The 18,972-nt window shown below is 53.8% G+C and carries 17 protein-coding genes; 10 read left to right on the plus strand and 7 right to left on the minus strand.

The features are described 5' to 3' along the window. Nucleotides 1-786 carry a DeoR family transcriptional regulator gene (locus tag WM46_RS19815; protein ID WP_102603101.1) on the minus strand — a complete coding sequence of 262 codons (786 nt, stop codon included), beginning with the start codon at nt 784-786 and terminating at the stop codon, nt 1-3. Between the two features lie 326 nt (nt 787-1,112). On the opposite strand from WM46_RS19815, the gene rbsK reads away from it, so the two are divergent. The 7 genes from rbsK to uhpT all read left to right on the plus strand — a co-directional run bounded on the left by rbsK (nt 1,113) and on the right by uhpT (nt 9,437). Further along, the gene (gene rbsK, locus WM46_RS19820; protein WP_061075847.1) at nt 1,113-2,033 is read left to right on the plus strand and encodes a ribokinase; all 921 of its coding nucleotides are present in this window, start codon (nt 1,113-1,115) and stop codon (nt 2,031-2,033) included. A 27-nt stretch (nt 2,034-2,060) separates the two neighbouring features. Next, nucleotides 2,061-3,374 (plus strand): L-fucose:H+ symporter permease, encoded by a 1,314-nt coding sequence (fucP, locus tag WM46_RS19825; RefSeq protein WP_042998706.1) that lies wholly within the window; start codon nt 2,061-2,063, stop codon nt 3,372-3,374. A gap of 11 nt (nt 3,375-3,385) precedes the next feature. Then, nucleotides 3,386-4,399, plus strand: a complete 1,014-nt coding sequence (locus WM46_RS19830; protein ID WP_102603102.1) for an aldose 1-epimerase family protein — start codon at nt 3,386-3,388, stop codon at nt 4,397-4,399. Nucleotides 4,400-4,472: 73 nt separating this feature from the next. Further along, entirely contained in the window at nt 4,473-5,063 is a 591-nt protein-coding gene (gene uhpA / locus WM46_RS19835; protein ID WP_102603103.1) for a transcriptional regulator UhpA, read from the plus strand. Continuing rightward, on the plus strand, nt 5,063-6,565 hold the full coding sequence (uhpB, locus tag WM46_RS19840) for a signal transduction histidine-protein kinase/phosphatase UhpB (RefSeq protein ID WP_102603104.1): 1,503 nt from the start codon (nt 5,063-5,065) through the stop codon (nt 6,563-6,565). Before uhpA ends, uhpB begins: the two co-directional genes overlap by 1 nt. A 9-nt stretch (nt 6,566-6,574) precedes the next feature. Continuing rightward, a complete protein-coding gene (locus WM46_RS19845; protein ID WP_102603105.1) occupies nt 6,575-7,903 on the plus strand; it encodes an MFS transporter in 1,329 nt (442 codons plus the stop codon). Nucleotides 7,904-8,045: 142 nt separating this feature from the next. Continuing rightward, nucleotides 8,046-9,437, plus strand: coding sequence for a hexose-6-phosphate:phosphate antiporter (gene uhpT, locus WM46_RS19850; RefSeq protein ID WP_061075852.1), 1,392 nt, complete (start codon nt 8,046-8,048; stop codon nt 9,435-9,437). A 77-nt stretch (nt 9,438-9,514) separates the two neighbouring features. Here the strand turns inward: uhpT and adeD are convergent, their stop codons facing one another. Beyond that, the gene (adeD, locus tag WM46_RS19855; protein ID WP_102603106.1) at nt 9,515-11,281 is read right to left on the minus strand and encodes an adenine deaminase; all 1,767 of its coding nucleotides are present in this window, start codon (nt 11,279-11,281) and stop codon (nt 9,515-9,517) included. 175 nt (nt 11,282-11,456) lie between these two features. Here adeD and WM46_RS19860 point away from each other — a divergent pair, with 175 nt between their 5' ends. Both WM46_RS19860 and WM46_RS19865 read left to right on the plus strand, forming a co-directional pair. Beyond that, nucleotides 11,457-12,791: an NCS2 family permease gene (locus WM46_RS19860; RefSeq protein WP_042998697.1), complete on the plus strand. Its 1,335-nt coding sequence runs from the start codon at nt 11,457-11,459 to the stop codon at nt 12,789-12,791. Between the two features lie 52 nt (nt 12,792-12,843). Further along, a complete protein-coding gene (locus WM46_RS19865) occupies nt 12,844-13,296 on the plus strand; it encodes a DUF1198 domain-containing protein (protein ID WP_061075854.1) in 453 nt (150 codons plus the stop codon). Between the two features lie 68 nt (nt 13,297-13,364). Here the strand turns inward: WM46_RS19865 and WM46_RS19870 are convergent, their stop codons facing one another. Together WM46_RS19870 and WM46_RS19875 are read right to left on the minus strand one after the other, a co-directional pair. Then, a complete protein-coding gene (locus tag WM46_RS19870) occupies nt 13,365-13,688 on the minus strand; it encodes a helix-turn-helix domain-containing protein (protein ID WP_102603107.1) in 324 nt (107 codons plus the stop codon). Further along, entirely contained in the window at nt 13,672-14,031 is a 360-nt protein-coding gene (locus WM46_RS19875; protein WP_102603108.1) for a type II toxin-antitoxin system RelE/ParE family toxin, read from the minus strand. Before WM46_RS19875 ends, WM46_RS19870 begins: the two co-directional genes overlap by 17 nt. Nucleotides 14,032-14,243: 212 nt before the next feature. Between WM46_RS19875 and nepI the strand changes: the two genes are divergently transcribed. After that, complete coding sequence (gene nepI / locus WM46_RS19880) at nt 14,244-15,437, plus strand: purine ribonucleoside efflux pump NepI (RefSeq protein ID WP_061075855.1); 1,194 nt, start codon at nt 14,244-14,246, stop codon at nt 15,435-15,437. A 111-nt stretch (nt 15,438-15,548) separates the two neighbouring features. On the opposite strand, the gene WM46_RS19885 is transcribed toward nepI, so the two are convergent. The 3 genes from WM46_RS19885 to WM46_RS19895 all read right to left on the minus strand — a co-directional run bounded on the left by WM46_RS19885 (nt 15,549) and on the right by WM46_RS19895 (nt 18,953). After that, nucleotides 15,549-16,928 (minus strand): carbohydrate porin, encoded by a 1,380-nt coding sequence (locus WM46_RS19885; RefSeq protein ID WP_102603109.1) that lies wholly within the window; start codon nt 16,926-16,928, stop codon nt 15,549-15,551. Nucleotides 16,929-17,255: 327 nt separating this feature from the next. Next, the gene (locus tag WM46_RS19890) at nt 17,256-17,558 is read right to left on the minus strand and encodes a PTS lactose/cellobiose transporter subunit IIA (protein ID WP_008786514.1); all 303 of its coding nucleotides are present in this window, start codon (nt 17,556-17,558) and stop codon (nt 17,256-17,258) included. Between the two features lie 12 nt (nt 17,559-17,570). Then, nucleotides 17,571-18,953 (minus strand): glycoside hydrolase family 1 protein, encoded by a 1,383-nt coding sequence (locus tag WM46_RS19895; RefSeq protein ID WP_102603110.1) that lies wholly within the window; start codon nt 18,951-18,953, stop codon nt 17,571-17,573. Between the last annotated feature and the right edge of the window lie 19 nt (nt 18,954-18,972).

Genomic DNA, 18,972 nt, shown 5'->3' on the forward strand with positions numbered 1-18,972 from the left:
TTAATCGCCGTCTGAATCAGGGGTGATCACTTTGACAGAACCGTTCCGGCAGTGGGTGGCGTAATCTGCCGGTAACGGACGATCGCATATCAGGACATCAAAGGTGGAAAGCGGACCAATGCTGGCGGGAGCGACCTCATCGAACAGGGCGTAACGCGTCAGTAAAATTTTACGCAGTCCGCGTTCCATTGCTTTGCGCTTGGTGGCAAGGTCGTCCGGGTTAAACCAACTGACGCCGAAGTGCTCGTGTACGCCGCTGGAGGAGATAAAGACTTTCCGCGGATTCAGTGAATCCAATGGTGACGGGTTATTGGCATCGTAGAACGCATCGCTCTTCGCCCGATAGGTTCCCCCACAGAGGATTGCTGTGGCGTTGGGTTTTTCATTGAGCGCGATAAAAACCTGATGCGAATAGCAGATCCCGGTAAAGGTGATCTCGTCCGGGATCATGCTGATCACCAACGGCATCTCCGGACCATTATCGAAAAAGATCAGATCGTTTTCGCTCACCAGACCGGCCGCCAGGATCGCGACAGGTAAATCGTCGCGATGATGGGTCTTTTTTGTCGGCAGGGGCGCGTTAACGGGCGCGGCGGGCTTGCTGACCATCACAATATAGCCGCCGAGCAGCGTCAGGGGTAACGGTTCGTCATCCTGACTGAGGTCCCGGCGGATGGTCATTACGGAAACCTCCAGCATCCGCGCGGCGTCTTTCAGATGGATGCGGTCGGTCTTCTTCAACAGTTCCATCAGACGTCGAATACGTTCTTTTTGCTTGGTTTCCATTCACCCTCTCCGCGATTCATGTTGCGTATGTTCCATGAGTAACATTTTTGTGTCTGCTGGAACATTATGTTGCTGCATTACTATACGTCCGGCAGGCAGGAATTAAAAGCGCGTTTGTTCGCGTTTTTTTGATTATAACTAGTTTAATTTCAGTTAATTGTAACGAGTAATGGATGAGGGAGGGGGATCGCTTGTGCAGAATGCGCCTAATAAATAAACAGTGAAATGATCTTCCAATCGCGATCGTAGTCACAAATGATACGGAAGTAACATGATAATGTTATTTTAATATCATTGTTGTGTGATTGTTTCTGAGAGGTAGTAAAATGGATATCGCGGTTATTGGCTCTAACATGGTGGATCTCATCACCTACACCAATCAGATGCCTAAAGAAGGGGAAACCCTGGAAGCGCCAGCGTTCAAAATCGGCTGCGGTGGAAAAGGCGCGAATCAAGCTGTTGCAGCGGCGAAGCTCAACTCGAAAGTGCTGATGCTGACCAAAGTCGGTGACGATATCTTTGCGGATAACACGATTCGCAATCTCGAATCCTGGGGCATCAACACCACCTATGTCGAAAAAGTCCCGTGCACCAGTAGCGGCGTGGCGCCGATTTTTGTGAATGCGAACTCCAGTAACAGCATTCTTATTATTAAAGGGGCGAACAAGTTCCTCTCCCCGGAAGATATCGATCGCGCAGCGGAAGATTTAAAAAAATGTCAGCTTATTGTCCTGCAGCTGGAAGTTCAGCTGGAGACGGTTTATCACGCTATTGAGTTTGGTAAAAAGCATGGCATCGAAGTGTTATTAAATCCCGCTCCGGCATTGCGGGAATTAGATATGTCGTACGCCTGTAAATGTGATTTCTTTGTACCGAATGAAACCGAGCTGGAAATATTAACCGGCATGTCGGTGGAGTCGTATGACCATATTCGTGCCGCCGCCCGCTCCTTAGTGGATAAAGGGTTAAACAATATTATTGTGACCATGGGCGAAAAAGGTGCGTTATGGATGACGCGTGACCAGGAAGTCCATGTTCCGGCGTTTCGCGTTAATGCTGTTGATACCAGTGGCGCAGGCGATGCTTTTATCGGTTGCTTTGCCCATTACTATGTCCAGAGCGGAGATGTTGAAGCCGCGATGAAGAAAGCCGTCCTTTTCGCTGCGTTTAGCGTTACCGGGAAAGGTACACAATCCTCTTATCCGAGTATCGAACAATTTAATGAATTTCTTACCCTAAACGAATAATACTCCTGCACTGTAAAAGGTAGCACTATGAACGATAAAAACATCATTCAGATGCCCGATGGGTATCTGAATAAGACCCCTCTGTTCCAGTTTATTTTGTTATCCTGTTTATTCCCGTTATGGGGATGCGCAGCCGCATTAAATGATATTCTGATTACGCAATTTAAAAGCGTGTTTTCACTCAGCAACTTTGCCTCAGCATTAGTTCAGAGCGCCTTTTATGGCGGTTATTTTTTAATTGCGATCCCGGCATCCCTGGTGATTAAAAAGACCAGCTATAAAGTGGCGATATTAATCGGCCTGACGCTGTATATCGTCGGCTGTACGCTCTTTTTCCCGGCCTCGCACATGGCAACCTACACCATGTTCCTTGCGGCGATCTTCGCGATTGCCATTGGTCTGAGCTTCCTGGAAACCGCGGCGAACACCTACAGTTCGATGATCGGTCCAAAAGCCTATGCCACCTTACGGTTGAATATCAGTCAGACTTTCTACCCGATTGGCGCGGCATCCGGCATTTTGCTGGGTAAATATCTGGTCTTTTCCGAAGGCGACAGTCTGGAAAAACAGATGGCGGGGATGAATGCCGAGCAGATCCATAACTTTAAAGTGTTGATGCTGGAAAACACCCTTGAGCCGTATAAGTACATGATTATGGTTCTGGTAGTGGTGATGGTGCTGTTCCTGTTGACCCGCTTCCCGACCTGTAAAGTAGCGCAAACCGCCAACCATAAACGCCCGTCGGCGATGGACACGTTGCGCTATCTGGCGAGCAATGCCCGTTTCCGCCGCGGTATTGTGGCGCAGTTCTTGTATGTGGGGATGCAGGTGGCCGTGTGGTCATTCACCATTCGTCTGGCGCTGGAGTTGGGCGATATCAACGAGCGTGATGCTTCTAACTTCATGGTTTATAGCTTTGCCTGCTTCTTTATTGGCAAGTTTATCGCCAACATCCTGATGACCCGTTTTAATCCGGAAAAAGTGCTGATTCTTTACTCCATTATCGGTGCGCTGTTCCTTGCCTATGTTTCGCTGGCGCCGAGCTTTAGTGCGGTATACGTCGCGGTGCTGGTAAGCATTCTCTTTGGACCTTGCTGGGCGACTATCTATGCCGGTACGCTGGATACGGTCGATAACGAACATACTGAAATGGCGGGTGCGGTGATCGTGATGGCCATCGTTGGCGCCGCCGTGGTCCCGGCGATTCAGGGTTATGTGGCGGATATGTTCCACTCGCTACAACTCTCGTTCCTCGTTTCCATGCTGTGCTTCGTTTACGTGGGGGTCTATTTCTGGCGTGAAAGCAAAGTGCGCAGCCTGGCTGAAGCGACCGCATCCTGAGGAGAACGATTATGACAACACGTATCACGCTGTGGCGGACGCTCTTTGGTGAACATCCTCAAGTCCTGCTGGAGAACAGCGATTTCACGGTCACCGCCTTTCGTTATGCCAGCGGTGTGGAAGGGCTAAAGGTGCAGAACAGTCGTGGTCATCTGGTGATTCTGCCCTGGATGGGGCAGATGATCTGGGATGCCCGGTTTGATGGTCACGATCTGACCATGCGCAACATGTTCCGCCAGCCGAAACTCGCAACGGAAGTCGTGGCGACCTATGGTTGTTTTGCCTTCCATTCCGGACTGCTGGCCAATGGCTGCCCGTCGCCAGAAGATACTCACCCGTTGCACGGTGAAATGGCCTGTGCCGCGATGGACGAGGCCTGGCTTGAACTGGATGGCGACAGTCTGCGTGTGACCGGACGCTACGAGTATGTGATGGGATTCGGTCATCATTATCAGGCGCAGCCTGCGGTGGTGATGCATAAAGCGAGCGCGCTGTTTGATATTCAGATGGCCGTCACTAACCTCGCATCCGTCGCGATGCCATTGCAGTACATGTGCCATATGAACTATGCGTACGTACCGCAAGCCACCTTCAGCCAGAATATCCCGGATGAGGCGCTGCGGCTTCGCGAATCGGTCCCGGCGCATGTGAAACCCACCGAACAGTGGCTGGCGTTTAATCAGCGGATCTTACAAGGCGAAGCGTCGCTGGCAGCGCTCAATGAACCTGACTTTTACGATCCGGAAATCGTCTTCTTTGCAGACAAACTGGACAGGTATACGGATAAACCCGAATTCTGCATGATCGCCCCGGATGGCACCACGTTTGTCACCCGGTTCGCCAGTTCGGAGCTCAACTACGTGACCCGCTGGATCCTGTATAACGGCGATCAGCAGGTCGCGGCATTCGCCCTGCCCGCCACCTGCCGTCCGGAAGGATTTCTCGCCGCCCAGCGAAACGGCACGTTGCTTGAGATCCAACCCCAACAAACCCGGACATTTTCGGTCACCACCGGCATCGCCTGATCGCTCAAGGCTTGAACAGCAACGCGCTTATCGTTAAGGTAAGCGCGTTTTTTTTAGCGCCAGGATGAACCCCATGATTACCGTTGCCCTGATAGACGACCACCTTATCGTTCGCTCCGGCTTTGCCCAACTGCTGGGGCTGGAGGCCGATTTGCAGGTGGTTGCCGAGTTTGGCTCGGGGCGTGAGGCGCTGGCGGGATTGCCGGGACGCGGTGTTCAGGTGTGTATTTGCGATATCTCGATGCCGGATATCTCCGGCCTGGAACTGCTGAGCCAGTTGCCGAAAGGGATGGCAATCATCATGCTCTCGGTACACGACAGCCCGGCTCTGGTGGAACAGGCGCTGAACGCCGGGGCGCGCGGTTTTCTCTCCAAACGCTGCAGCCCGGATGAACTGATTGCCGCGGTGCATACCGTGGCTACCGGCGGCTGTTATTTGACGCCGGAAATTGCCGTCAAACTGGCGGCCGGACGCCAGGATCCACTGACCCGACGCGAGCGCCAGGTGGCGGAAAAGCTGGCGCAGGGGATGGCGGTAAAAGAGATTGCCGTCGAGCTGGGGCTATCGCCGAAAACGGTGCACGTCCATCGCGCTAACCTGATGGAAAAACTGGGCGTCAGCAATGACGTTGAGCTGGCGCGGCGCATGTTTGACGGCTGGTAATGAAAACTCTGTTCTCGCGGTTAATCACCGTTCTCGCCTGCTTTTTTATCTTCTCTGCGGCCTGGTTTTGTCTGTGGAGCATCAGTCTGCATCTGGTTGAGCGCCCGGAACTGGCGGTACTGCTGTTCCCGTTTGGCTTACGCCTTGGGCTGATGCTGCAATGTCCACGCGGCTATTGGCCGGTATTGCTGGGCGCGGAATGGCTGCTGACCTTCTGGCTGGCGCAGGAAGTGGCGCTGGCGCATCTTCCCCTTTTGCTGATCGGCAGCCTGCTGACGCTGCTGCCCGTGGCGCTGATCTCCCGTTATCGCCATCAGCGCGACTGGCGAACGCTGTTGCTTCAGGGGGCGGCGTTGACGGCGGCAGCGCTGTTGCAGTCGCTGCCCTGGCTGGGACAGGGGGAGGCGGCGTGGAATGCCCTCCTACTGACCCTGACCGGCGGACTGACGCTGGCGCCGATCTGCCTGGTGTTCTGGCACTATCTGACCAGCACCACCTGGTTGCCGCTGGGCCCGGCGCTGGTGTCGCAACCGGTGAACTGGCGCGGTCGGCACCTGATCTGGTATCTGCTGCTGTTCAGCGTCAGCCTGTGGCTCCAGTTGGGATTACCCGCTGAGCTTTCGCGATTTACCCCCTTCTGTCTGGCGCTGCCGATCATCGCGCTGGCCTGGCATTACGGCTGGCAGGGAGCGCTGATCGCAACGCTGATGAACGCTATCGCGCTGATTGCCAGCCAGACCTGGCACGATCACCCCGTGGATTTATTGCTCTCCCTGTTGGCGCAGAGCCTGACCGGACTGCTGCTCGGCGCGGGTATTCAGCGTCTGCGTGAGTTAAATCAGTCGCTGCAAAACGAACTGGCGCGTAATCACCGGCTGGCGGAGCGCCTGCTGGAAACGGAAGAGAGTGTACGCCGCGACGTGGCGCGTGAGTTGCACGACGATATCGGCCAGACCATCACCGCGATCCGTACTCAGGCCGGAATCGTGCAGCGCCTGGCGGTTGAAAACGGCGGCGTGAAGCAGAGCGGGCAGCTTATCGAACAGCTGTCGCTGGGCGTCTATGATTCCGTGCGCCGCCTGCTGGGACGCCTGCGTCCGCGCCAGTTGGATGATTTAACGCTGGAACAGGCGATCCGCTCGCTGATGCGGGAAATGGAGCTGGAAAGTCGCGGCATCGTCAGCCATCTCGACTGGCGGATCGACGAGACGGCGCTCAGTGAGGGCTTGCGGGTGACGCTGTTTCGCGTCTGTCAGGAAGGGCTGAATAATATAGTGAAACATGCCAACGCCAGTGCGGTGACGCTACAGGGCTGGCAGCAGGACGAGCGGCTGATGCTGGTGATTGAGGATGACGGCAGCGGTCTGCCGCCGGGTTCCGGTCAGCAGGGTTTTGGCCTGACCGGGATGCGCGAGCGCGTGACGGCGCTCGGCGGTTCGCTGACGATTTCCTGCACGCACGGTACGCGAGTCAGTGTCTCGCTACCCCTGCGTTACGTTTGAGGAGCGGCAATGCTAACCTTTTTTAACGCCCCGGCGAATGCGCCGCAGTTAACGGACAAGCGCGAGATCGACGATCTCTATCGCTACTGGCGTCGCCATATCCTGCTGACTATCTGGCTGGGCTACGCTCTGTTCTATTTCACCCGTAAAAGTTTTAACGCCGCCGTGCCGGACATTCTCGTCAGCGGCGTGTTAACCCGTAGCGATATCGGTCTGCTGGCGACGCTGTTTTACATCACCTATGGCGTGTCGAAATTCGTTTCCGGCATCGTCAGTGACCGTTCTAACGCCCGCTATTTTATGGGAACAGGGCTGATTGCCACCGGCATCGTCAATATTCTGTTTGGTTTCTCCACTTCACTCTGGGCGTTTGCCCTGCTGTGGGCGCTGAACGCCTTCTTTCAGGGATGGGGCGCGCCGGTGTGCGCACGTCTGCTGACGGCATGGTACTCCCGCAACGAGCGTGGCGGCTGGTGGGCTATCTGGAATACCGCACACAACGTTGGCGGCGCGTTGATTCCGATCGTCATGGCTGCTGCGGCACTGCATTATGGCTGGCGTGCCGGGATGATGATGGCCGGAACGCTGGCAATCGTCGTCGGTGTTTTTCTTTGCTGGCGACTACGCGACCGTCCGCAGGCCGTGGGGTTGCCACCGGTGGGGGACTGGCAGCACGATGCGCTGGAAATTGCTCAGCAGCAGGAGGGCGCGGGACTGACCCGTAAAGAGATCCTCACAAAATACGTACTGCTCAACCCTTACATCTGGCTGCTATCGCTCTGTTATGTGCTGGTGTACGTGGTGCGCGCGGCCATCAACGACTGGGGCAATCTGTATATGTCCGAGACGCTGGGCGTCGATCTGGTGTCTGCCAACATGGCGGTGACGATGTTCGAGCTGGGCGGATTTATCGGTGCGCTGGTGGCAGGCTGGGGGTCGGACAAACTGTTCAACGGCAACCGTGGACCGATGAACCTGATTTTTGCCGCCGGAATTTTACTTTCGGTGGGTTCACTGTGGCTGATGCCGTTTGCCAGCTATGTGATGCAGGCGGCCTGCTTCTTCACCACCGGATTCTTTGTCTTTGGTCCGCAGATGCTGATCGGTATGGCGGCAGCGGAGTGTTCGCACAAAGAGGCGGCAGGAGCGGCAACCGGGTTTGTTGGACTGTTCGCCTATCTCGGCGCATCGCTTTCCGGCTGGCCATTGGCGCAGGTGCTGGAAACCTGGCACTGGACGGGGTTCTTCGTCGTTATTGCTATCGCGGCAGGCATCTCTGCCCTGTTGTTATTGCCGTTCCTCAACGCTCAGGCTCCACGTGAGGTCAGCGAAGCGTGATGCAGCTCACTTTTTTATCGCGAGTGGGGCAAAACTAAGAAATTTTCCCGGTTTCGCCTGGACGCTGTCTCAGGCGTGTCTCCCGACTGATTTTTACAATGCCTGCCATTCGCAGGTATAAAAATTCGCTCGGGAGTGTCCTATGCTGGCCTTTCTAAACCAGGTGCGTAAACCGACCCTGGATCTGCCGCTCGATGTGCGGCGCAAGATGTGGTTCAAACCGTTCATGCAGTCTTATCTGGTGGTCTTCATCGGTTATCTGACCATGTATTTGATCCGCAAGAACTTTAACATCGCCCAGAACGATATGATTTCCACCTACGGGTTGAGCATGACGCAACTGGGGATGATTGGTCTGGGGTTCTCCATCACCTACGGCGTGGGTAAAACGCTGGTTTCCTATTACGCTGACGGCAAAAACACCAAGCAGTTCCTGCCGCTTATGCTGATCCTTTCTGCGATTTGTATGCTCGGCTTCAGCGCCAGCATGGGAACGGGTTCCGTAAGTCTGTTCCTGATGATCGCCTTTTATGCCCTGAGCGGATTCTTCCAGAGCACCGGCGGCTCGTGCAGCTATTCCACCATCACCAAATGGACGCCTCGCCGTAAGCGCGGCACTTTCCTCGGTTTCTGGAATATCTCTCATAACCTTGGCGGTGCTGGTGCGGCCGGCGTGGCGCTGTTCGGTGCGAACGTACTGTTCGACGGACACGTGATTGGGATGTTTATCTTCCCGTCGATTATCGCTCTGATTGTCGGCTTTATCGGTCTGCGCTTTGGTAGCGACTCGCCGGAATCTTACGGTCTCGGTAAAGCTGAAGAACTGTTCGGCGAAGAGATCAGCGAAGAGGATAAAGAGACTGAAGAAAATGAGATGACCAAATGGCAGATCTTTGTTGAGTATGTGCTGAAAAACAAAGTGATCTGGCTGCTGTGTTTCTCCAACATCTTCCTGTACGTGGTGCGTATCGGTATCGACCAGTGGTCTACGGTGTACGCTTTCCAGGAGCTGAAACTGTCCAAAGAGGTGGCAATTCAGGGCTTTACCTTGTTTGAGGTGGGGGCGCTGGTCGGTACGCTGCTGTGGGGTTGGCTCTCGGATCTGGCGAACGGTCGCCGTGCGCTGGTGGCCTGTGTGGCGCTGGCACTGATCATCGCGACGCTTGGCGTGTATCAACATGCCAGTAACCAGTATGTCTATCTCGCGTCACTGTTTGCGCTCGGCTTCCTGGTGTTTGGCCCGCAACTGTTGATTGGCGTGGCGGCGGTAGGCTTTGTTCCGAAAAAAGCTATTGGCGCGGCGGACGGTATCAAAGGCACCTTTGCCTATCTGATCGGCGATAGCTTTGCCAAGTTAGGTCTGGGGATGATTGCCGACGGTACGCCGGTGTTTGGTTTGACCGGCTGGGCGGGTACCTTCGCCGCGCTGGACGCTGCCGCGATTGGCTGCATCTGCCTGATGGCGATGGTCGCCGTCATGGAAGAGCGCAAAATCCGCCGGGAAAGAAAAATTCAGCAGTTAAGAACCGCTTAAGTGTGTAGTGGGTAACATTTTGCCCAGCCAGTGCGCTGGGCTTTTTTATGCCTGTTTCTGGCGATGGTTAACTGAAATCAGTCAGCGATCTCATGGGAGGTGAAGGTAAAGGTTTCACCGTCAAACAGCCCCTGGCTGGTGAGTTTTAGTGCGGGGATCACCGGCAGAGAGAGAAACGCCATCTGAATAAACGGCTCATCAGGCAGAGTGCCACATTCTCTACCCGCCGCTTTTAGCGCATCGATCTGCTCCGCCAGAGAATCGGCGGTGTCGGTGCTCATTAACCCGGCAATCGGCAGCGGCAAATGGCATTGCACCTGTCCGCTGCGGACGACACAAAGCCCGCCGCCATCGTCAATCACCTGATTAACCGCCAGAGCCATCTCTTCCGCGCTGCGACCGATCACCACAATGTTATGGCTGTCATGGCTGACCGTCGCCGCCAGTGCGCCTTCACGTAGCCCGAATCCACCTAATAAACTGCAGGCCGGGGGCGACTGGCGACCGTAGCGTTCAAGCACGGCGATATAGCAAATATCATGACGATCGAAGCCCTCCGCGGAGCACACGCAGTCACTGGCGCCTGTCACCAGCTCGTTAGGGATAACATCGATCACCCGATAGCGTTTGCCGGGGGTGAAATGCAGCGGGAAGTCATCGGCGCAAACGGAGAGGCGCGCAATGGTATTGCCATACGGCGGAACGGTTTGCGCCAGCCTTGCCGGTTCTTCGGTTTTCAGACGTTCGGTGTCAACGGGTTCTCCTTTGACAAACACCTGCTGTACCGTCACGTTGCGAGCATCGCTGAGCAGGACAATATCCGCCTGTTTTCCGGGGGCCAGTAAGCCAAGATGGCGCAGGCCAAAATGATGAGCGGCGGACCAACTGGCGACGCGATAAGCAACGTGTAGCGGGACATTATGATGCAAAATCAACCGGCGAATCAGGGCGTCGATATGCCCTTCATGAGCGATCTCCCACGGGTTGCGGTCGTCGGTGCAGAGCAGACACTGTGGGCTGTTGAACGCGTTGATCAGCGGTGCCAGCGCATCGAGGTTGCGGGCGGCGGAACCTTCGCGGATCATCAGTGCCATCCCGCGTTGTAGCTTGCGACGCCCCTCCTCCAATGTGTAGCTCTCGTGGCAATTCTCGATCCCGGCGGCGATGTAGGCGTTGAGCGCCTTACCGCTCAGTCCTGGACAGTGGCCGTCCAGCGTCAGAGGGCGAAAGGCGTCCATTTTGTCGAGCAACGCATCCTGTCCGGCAATGACGCCTGGGTAATCCATCACTTCTGCCAGTCCGGCGACCAGCGGGTGATCGCGCCAGGTCAGCATCTGGTCGAGGGAGAAATGTGCGCCATTCACATCACATCCCTCCAGAGCGGGAACGCAGGAACTCACCTGCAGATACTGATTCTGCTTCGCCTGTTCGGCGCAGCGGATAAACCAGGAGAATCCTTTTTCGCCCATCACATTGACGATTTCATGTGGATCGCACACGACGGTGGTGAGCCCGCGCGGCAGCGTCGCGGTTTCAAAGGTCACCGGCGTCATCATGCTGGATTCAATGTGCAGGTGAGAGTCGATAAAGCCGGGTACTGCCGTTGCGCCGTGGGCGTCGATGCGCCGTAATGCCGGAGCGTCACAATACTCCGCCCCGATGCCCGCGATATGCCGTCCTTTGATTACGATAGGGCCGGTCATTTCTCCGCCATTGATAATATCGAGAAGGATGACATTATCAATAATATAATCAGCAACCGCTTCGCCGCGTGCGACGGCTAACAATTCCTGCTGTTCCTGACGGCTAATATAATGAAATTTATGACTTATGACGTTATTCATATTTTTCTCATTTTGATTTTATCAATTTGATTATTATTTATCATTAAGAAATGCCGGGTGATTATTTTAAGTTTATCGATTAACGGGCATTTGCATTGTGATTACAATCACTGAATTAAAGACGGGAGATGTTTTAAATGAGGCCTGCTTATATCTTCATGAATGGATGAGAAAAATGAATAATGATATCAGTGATGACGTGCAGCATGATTCAAATCACCTTTCGCGATTATTTAAACTCCGCCAGCATGGCACCGACGTGCGGACCGAAACGATTGCCGGGATGACGACGTTTTTAACGATGGTGTACATTGTTTTTGTTAACCCGCAAATACTCGGGGCCGCGCAGATGGACCCCAAAGTGGTGTTTGTCACCACCTGCCTGATCGCCGGTATTGGCAGCATCGCGATGGGCCTCGTCGCTAATCTTCCCGTTGCATTAGCGCCGGCGATGGGATTGAACGCGTTTTTTGCCTTTGTGGTGGTGGGCGCGATGGGGGTAAGCTGGCAAACGGGAATGGGGGCTATCTTCTGGGGGGCGGTCGGACTATTTTTACTCACCCTTTTTCGCATTCGTTACTGGATGATTTCCAATATCCCGATTAATTTACGTATCGGCATCACCAGCGGAATCGGTTTGTTTATTGCGTTAATGGGATTAAAAAACTCGGGCGTCATTATTGCAAATAAAGACACTCTGGTGACCATTGGTAACTTAAGCTCCCACAGCGTTTTACTCGGTATTTTAGGTTTCTTTATTATTACCGTACTGTCATCACGCCATTTTCATGCTGCGGTGTTGGTCTCTATTGTCGTCACCTCCTGCTGTGGATTATTTTTCGGCGATGTCCATTTTAGTGGCATCTATTCTGTGCCTCCCAGTATTAGCGGGGTGATGGGTGAGGTCGATTTAAGTGGTTCTTTATCGCTTAATCTGGCCGGGATTATCTTTTCGTTCATGCTCATCAATTTGTTTGATTCATCAGGAACATTAATTGGTGTGACGGATAAAGCCGGGTTAATCGGTAGCGACGGTAAATTTCCTGGTATGAGGCGAGCGCTGTATGTCGACAGTGTGAGTTCGGTTGCCGGGGCGTTTATCGGCACCTCTTCCGTGACGGCCTATATTGAGAGTACCTCGGGCGTGGCGGTTGGCGGGCGCACCGGCCTGACGGCGGTGGTGGTTGGCGTGCTCTTCCTGTTGGTCATGTTTTTTTCTCCGCTGGTGAGTATGGTTCCCGCTTATGCAACGGCAGGCGCGCTGATCTTTGTCGGTGTGCTGATGACTTCCAGCCTCTCCCGCGTTAACTGGGATGATTTAACCGAATCGGTACCTGCGTTTATCACCACGGTGATGATGCCTTTTAGTTTTTCCATTACTGAGGGGATCGCGCTTGGTTTTATGTCGTACTGCATCATGAAAGTGTTTACCGGACGCTGGCGGGAACTGAACCTGTGCGTCGTTGTGGTCGCGGTGCTGTTTGCGCTGAAAATCATTCTGGTGGATTAGTATTCACGGGCCGTTTCCAGATATCATGAGCGCTGATAAAGCAGGAGAACGCATGATCTGGATAATGCTGGCCACACTGGCGGTGGTGTTTGTTATCGGGTTTCGGATACTCACTTCCGGATCCCGACGGGCGATTCGCCGCTTGAGCGAGCGTCTGAATATTGATGTGGTGGCGGTAGAATCGATGATCGATCAGATGGGCAAAGCGCAGGGTGAGGCATTTATGCAGTATCTCCATCGCCCCGACGAGTCACATCTGCAAAATGCCGCTCAGGTTTTGTTGATCTGGCAGAGCGTCATTGTGGACGGCAGTGAGCAGAACCTGTTGCAGTGGCATCGCCTGCTACAAAAGGCCAGGCTGGCTGCGCCAATCACCGACGCGCAGGTGCGTCTGGCGCTCGGTTTCTTACGTGAGGTTGATCCGGATATGCAGGACATCAATGCCTTCCAGATGCGCTACAACGCTTTTTTTCAGCCCGAAGACGGTGTGCACTGGCTGCATTAAGATCAATATGGATGATGAATGTCGTTAACTGAGCTGACGATATTCATCATGAACCCTGCCATTCGTCTTTATACCAGAACTTTTAGTCCATGCTTTTGGACGACGCTCAGTAGTTTGAGAGACATTCCGCTTGGGCGTTTCGCACCGCTCTCCCATTTTTGCACTGTGGACACACTGGTGTTCAGGTAGCGTGCGAATACGGGTTGGCTCACGTTGAACTTCTCGCGCAGTGCTTTAATTTCAAGCGGCAGGAGATCGTTAACCTCGCTCAGACAGGTCTTGTCGAAATGGCGCATTGTTTCCTGAGGAATCACCTCAACGCTATACAATCCGGATGCTGCGCTGTGGATGGCTTCGAAGGCTGGGCTTTTAAAGTTATTTTTTTCCGTCATCGCTGACCTCCACCAGTTCTTTACTCTTAAGCAACGCCATAATGTTGTCATCAGTTAGACGAGAGTAATGTTTTGCTAACTCACGAAAGCCCGCCAGTTCGTTGATAGTGATATTTGTCATATCCTGTTTGGCATACAAAAACGTGTAAAACCAGTGGATTCCACCCCTCGCGAGGATAATTGCGCGGTCACGGTTCTGGTTTAGACGCTTTTTAAACACGCCGCCTCCCAGATCGTCTGCCTGCCCCTGCAAAATGGCTGCAATTGCCTGATATAACGCATCATCTTTGATGGCATGGTTTTTTGCTTCCCTGGAAAACCATTTGGTTTTGAATACACGCATCGGAGACATCCTGTAACTATAAGTATAGCACCTGGTGGCATACTATGCGTTTCAAAACGATGTTAAATAACCTCTACGCATATATTTCATCTCTGCGAACCTCCTCGAAAGCGACGATGCAAACGACGAAAGTTGCCAAAACGTTAAATACGTCACAATTAAAATGTTACACTGCGTGACTTTTCCACAAGAACACCACGCAGGTCGCATAAATGAGTGAATGTATCGAAGAGAAAACCCGCGCTGACGTTGTCGCCCGCCCGAACTGGTCGGCGGTATTTGCCGTGGCGTTCTGTGTTGCTTGCCTGATTACCGTCGAGTTTTTACCCGTCAGTCTGTTGACGCCAATGGCGCAGGACCTGGGGATTTCTGAAGGCGTTGCCGGACAGTCGGTGACCGTCACCGCGTTTGTCGCCATGTTTGCCAGTCTGTTTATCACGCAGATCATTCAGTCTACCGATCGTCGCTATGTGGTGATTCTGTTCTCCGTATTACTGACCCTTTCCTGCCTGCTGGTCTCTTTTGCCAACTCCTTTGCGTTGTTGCTGGTGGGACGCGCCAGTCTGGGGCTGGCGCTGGGCGGATTCTGGGCGATGTCGGCTTCACTGACCATGCGGTTGGTTCCGCCGCGTACGGTGCCGAAAGCGCTGTCGGTGATTTTCGGTGCAGTTTCCATCGCGCTGGTGATTGCCGCTCCGCTGGGCAGTTTTCTGGGCGGGATCATCGGCTGGCGTAACGTCTTTAACGCGGCGGCGGTGATGGGTGTGCTGTGTATTGTCTGGGTGGTGAAATCACTGCCGTCACTGCCCGGCGAGCCTTCTCATCAGAAGCAGAACATGTTCAGTCTGTTGAATCGTCCCGGTGTTGCGGCAGGGATGATCGCCATCTTTATGTCCTTTGCCGGACAGTTTGCGTTCTTCACTTACATCCGCCCGGTGTATATGAATCTGGCAGGCTTTGATGTCGATGGCCTGACGCTGGTGCTGCTGAGTTTTGGCATCGCCAGTTTTGTCGGCACCTCGCTGTCGTCCATGATTCTTAAACGCTCGGTCAAGCTGGCATTAGCCGGTGCGCCGCTGGTACTGGCGCTGAGCGCGTTGGTGCTGACGCTGTGGGGGAGTGACAAGATTGTGGCGGCCAGCATTGCGATTATCTGGGGACTGGCGTTTGCGCTGGTGCCGGTGGGGTGGTCGACATGGATTACCCGATCGCTTGCCGATCAGGCTGAAAAGGCTGGATCCGTCCAGGTCGCCGTGATCCAGCTTGCCAATACCTGTGGGGCTGCGGTGGGAGGCTATGCACTCGATAACCTTGGCCTGCTGTCGCCCCTGATGCTCTCCGGCAGCCTGATGCTGCTGACGGCGCTTCTGGTGGCAGCGAAAGTTCGCATAAAGGGTATGCAATGATCTCACACTCTGTTTGCCGGATGGCGCTGCGCTTATCCGGCCTACAATACAGAGACTTGTAGGCCGGATAAGGCATTTATGCCACCATCCGGCATAACGCGATATTGCCCATCAGAACCACGCTTCCCACATCGCGCCGACGTTGAAATCGTCCAGCGTTTCGTCATCCGTGCCGTTCACGCGAGCGGTGCGGTCGTTATCCACTTTGCCGCCGGTGACGTAGAAGCGCAGCATCGGGCGGAACTCCGGTCCCATCGCAATCGACATGTTCTGCGACAGCGTCAGCTTCCAGCCTTTGTTATCGCCGCCGTTGTCATAGTCAACACGCTGATAGCCCGCTTCCAGCCAGGTGGAGTGCACGTCGTTCCAGAAGTACATTGGACGCACAATGGCACCGTAGTTCTTGCGATTTTCACTCTGATCGGCGCTGTTGTCGTAGTCATGGAATGCCAACAGGTATTCAACCTGCGCCTGCTGCGTAAACTTGTGGCTACCTTCGAAGCTGGCGTAAATTGCCGTCAGATCGTCGGTTTTGTTGTAGACGCTATTGTCGGAATTATCAGAGTAACGGGCGATCACTTTGTTGACGCCGCTGTCATTGGTATGGCTTACCACAAACGCGCCCTGCCAGGCGTTCAGGCGGTCGTCGGTATCGACAGCCTTCGAGTCAAAGCCATAGTTGGCATAGATTTCCAGATCTAACGGGCCGAGCTTCATACCGTGAATTTTTGAGGTCACGGCGTAGTTGCCTTTGTCACCGGTGCCGGAACCGCCGGTACAGGTGATGCGTGACGGGTTGGCTTCATCCTCCATCACTTCCGGGCTGCACGATTCCACGGCGGCCACGGTCGCCACGTCAAACTGCACGCCGCCAATATCGAAGTTCTTCACCCCGGCGCCCTGGCCGTCGTGGTTCATCCAGAAGTAGTCGTTGATCCCTTGTTGCGGACGCTGGTGGAAGTCGCGACCCGCCCAGATATAAGCGTTCGGGTTAGATTCCAGAACGTTGGTCACTCCCGCGTAGGCTTTTTTGAGGTTCACCTCGTCGCCCCAGTGGTCGATCATGACGTTGATATCCCAGATTGCGCCGTTGTCGCCTTTGAATGCTTTGGAAAGCTGGAATTCGCCGCCGTTGCCTTCATTACCCAGACGACCAATGGCGGACGCGCCGTTATAGGAACCGTCCACGCCGACGTACTTCTGATCGCCGCTCTGGAAGTGCGCGCCGTAACGCGCATAGCCGCTGAATTTCACACCGAACGGAATGGCCATATCGGGCGACTGCGCGGCGCTTTGCGGCTCAACAATCACATCGGTTTTTTTCGCCACAGCAGCGTCCATTTTCGCCTGACGTTCCGCAAGGGCGTTGTCTACGGCTTTGGCGACAATGGCGTCGATTTGTTCCTGAGTAAATTCCTGTGCGAGTACAGAAATCGGGCAAAGCGCGGCCACGACCGCCATGGCTAATGGAAGTTTTTTTATCATGTTCATGGTTATCTCATTTACGTTTTATCCTTCAGTTTGCATTGAGCATTCTGAATAGATGTGCGCATTAATTTATTTTAAGATAATAACCATCCCGCCTCGGTGTCATTCGCTATCACCAAAACAAGTTGATCTGTTATTTATAGATAGAGGTACAGATAGTATTTATTTAATCGTAGTGACGTCTCCGTTTATTATTATACCCTTCGTCTTTCAAGCAGCTTCTTTGTTGGCTACGTTCGTTCACCCCAGTCACTTACTTGAGTAAGCTCCAGGGGATTCTCTCTCTTGCCGCCTCGAAGCAACTCGAAATCCATTGGGTATAGATTTAAATTAACGTTGATAGAGGTGAATAATTTCTTCTGACAGTTCGCGGGCTAGCAGCGATGTCATTAAATGATCCTGCGCATGCACCATAATTAACGTCATGGGTTGCCGGGCTTCCCCGGCATCCTGTTCGATCAATTTGGTTTGCATGTGGTGGGCCTGACGGGCGTAACCGTCAGCTTCCCGAAGCAGGCTTTTCGCCTCGTCAATGTTGCCTGCGCGCGCGGCGTGCAGCGCCTCGAAGCACAGACTACGGGACTGTCCGGCATTGACGATAATTTCCATTACTGCTTCTTCTAATGCAATCATTGTCTGTATCTCTTAATCGAATCCGTTATGTTCGGCGGTATTGGCGAACCACTCGCCGCTCTTTTTCACCGTACGTTTTTGCGTATCTAAATCTAACTGGACAAAACCATAGCGGTTTTTATATCCGTTGAGCCATGACCAGTTATCAATAAAGGTCCACATATGGTAACCAAGGCACTGACAGCCTTCACTGATCCCTTTATGCAGCCATTTAAGATGTTCAGCGACAAATTCAATACGGTAGCTGTCGTTAATTTGTCCATCCTGAATAAAGCGGTGTTCGTTTTCTACGCCCATTCCGTTTTCAGAAATAAAGCAGCGTGGGTTGCCGTAATTATCACGCAGATTGGTAATAATATCGTAAATACCCGGCTCATAAATTTCCCAACCACGATAAGGGTTCATTTTGCGGCCTGGCATTTCATAGTAATCAAACAGCCACTCCGGCATAAAGGGCGCATTCAGATTAACGGCGGTATCGCGGCATTTCACCCGACGCGGCTGGTAGTAGTTAATGCCCAGCAGGTCGATTTTGCCCTCTGCAATCAGCTGCGCGTCACCCGGTTGGCAGGCTGGCAGTTGATCGTACTCTTTCAGTAATGCCACCAGATCAGCTGGATATTCCCCTTTCAGCACCGGGTCGAGGAAACTGCGGTTGAACAGCAGATCCGCGTGGTGCGCGGCTTTCACATCCGCAGGGTGCTGTGAGCGCGGATAAGAAGGCGTCAGGTTGAGCACGACGCCGATTTCGCCGTCGTTGTTGCCCGCGCGATATGCGCGAACCGCCGTCGAGTGTGCCAGCACGGTGTGATACGCCACGGTGGCTGCGCGTCTGAAATCCACCACGTTGGGGTAATGGAAGTCATACAGATAACCGCCTTCCACCGGCACAATCGGCTCGTTAAAGGTGAACCAGTGCTTAACGCGGTTGCCGAACAATTCGAAACACGTCTGTGCGTAGCGGCCAAAGGCTTCCACGACGTCACGGTTTTCCCAGCCGCCTTTCTCCTGCATCACCATCGGCATGTCGAAGTGAAACAGTGTGATAAACGGCGTGATGCCCTGCTCCAGCAGTTCGTCGATAACGTTGTTATAGAACGCCACCGCATCAGGGTTCACCTCGCCCGTGCCGTCAGGAATCAGGCGCGACCAGCTTAACGAGGTGCGGAAGCTGTTATGTTTCAACTGCTTCAGCAGCGTGATGTCCTGTTTCCAGTGCTGATAAAAGGTTGAGGTGTTCGCCGGGCCAACCCCCTGATGGAAACGACCTGGCTGGCGGTCGAACCACACATCCCATGTGGTCTGGCTTTTGCCGCCGTTCAGGCTATCCCCTTCGGTTTGCAGCGCTGAGCAAGCACTGCCCCACCAGAAGTTTTCAGGAAAACGGTATCTCATTGTTCTGACTCCTTGATTC

The organism is Citrobacter freundii complex sp. CFNIH2 (assembly GCF_002880615.1).
GTDB classification, from domain to species: Bacteria; Pseudomonadota; Gammaproteobacteria; order Enterobacterales; family Enterobacteriaceae; genus Citrobacter_A; species Citrobacter_A amalonaticus_F.

Bases quoted from the DNA above. Each gene is read 5' to 3' on its own strand.
- WM46_RS19815 (WP_102603101.1), bottom strand. From the start codon at position 786: ATGGAAACCAAGCAAAAAGAACGTATTCGACGTCTGATGGAACTGTTG.
- rbsK (WP_061075847.1), top strand. From the start codon at position 1,113: ATGGATATCGCGGTTATTGGCTCTAACATGGTGGATCTCATCACCTAC.
- fucP (WP_042998706.1), top strand. From the start codon at position 2,061: ATGAACGATAAAAACATCATTCAGATGCCCGATGGGTATCTGAATAAG.
- WM46_RS19830 (WP_102603102.1), top strand. From the start codon at position 3,386: ATGACAACACGTATCACGCTGTGGCGGACGCTCTTTGGTGAACATCCT.
- uhpA (WP_102603103.1), top strand. From the start codon at position 4,473: ATGATTACCGTTGCCCTGATAGACGACCACCTTATCGTTCGCTCCGGC.
- uhpB (WP_102603104.1), top strand. From the start codon at position 5,063: ATGAAAACTCTGTTCTCGCGGTTAATCACCGTTCTCGCCTGCTTTTTT.
- WM46_RS19845 (WP_102603105.1), top strand. From the start codon at position 6,575: ATGCTAACCTTTTTTAACGCCCCGGCGAATGCGCCGCAGTTAACGGAC.
- uhpT (WP_061075852.1), top strand. From the start codon at position 8,046: ATGCTGGCCTTTCTAAACCAGGTGCGTAAACCGACCCTGGATCTGCCG.
- adeD (WP_102603106.1), bottom strand. From the start codon at position 11,281: ATGAATAACGTCATAAGTCATAAATTTCATTATATTAGCCGTCAGGAA.
- WM46_RS19860 (WP_042998697.1), top strand. From the start codon at position 11,457: ATGAATAATGATATCAGTGATGACGTGCAGCATGATTCAAATCACCTT.
- WM46_RS19865 (WP_061075854.1), top strand. From the start codon at position 12,844: ATGATCTGGATAATGCTGGCCACACTGGCGGTGGTGTTTGTTATCGGG.
- WM46_RS19870 (WP_102603107.1), bottom strand. From the start codon at position 13,688: ATGACGGAAAAAAATAACTTTAAAAGCCCAGCCTTCGAAGCCATCCAC.
- WM46_RS19875 (WP_102603108.1), bottom strand. From the start codon at position 14,031: ATGCGTGTATTCAAAACCAAATGGTTTTCCAGGGAAGCAAAAAACCAT.
- nepI (WP_061075855.1), top strand. From the start codon at position 14,244: ATGAGTGAATGTATCGAAGAGAAAACCCGCGCTGACGTTGTCGCCCGC.
- WM46_RS19885 (WP_102603109.1), bottom strand. From the start codon at position 16,928: ATGAACATGATAAAAAAACTTCCATTAGCCATGGCGGTCGTGGCCGCG.
- WM46_RS19890 (WP_008786514.1), bottom strand. From the start codon at position 17,558: ATGATTGCATTAGAAGAAGCAGTAATGGAAATTATCGTCAATGCCGGA.
- WM46_RS19895 (WP_102603110.1), bottom strand. From the start codon at position 18,953: ATGAGATACCGTTTTCCTGAAAACTTCTGGTGGGGCAGTGCTTGCTCA.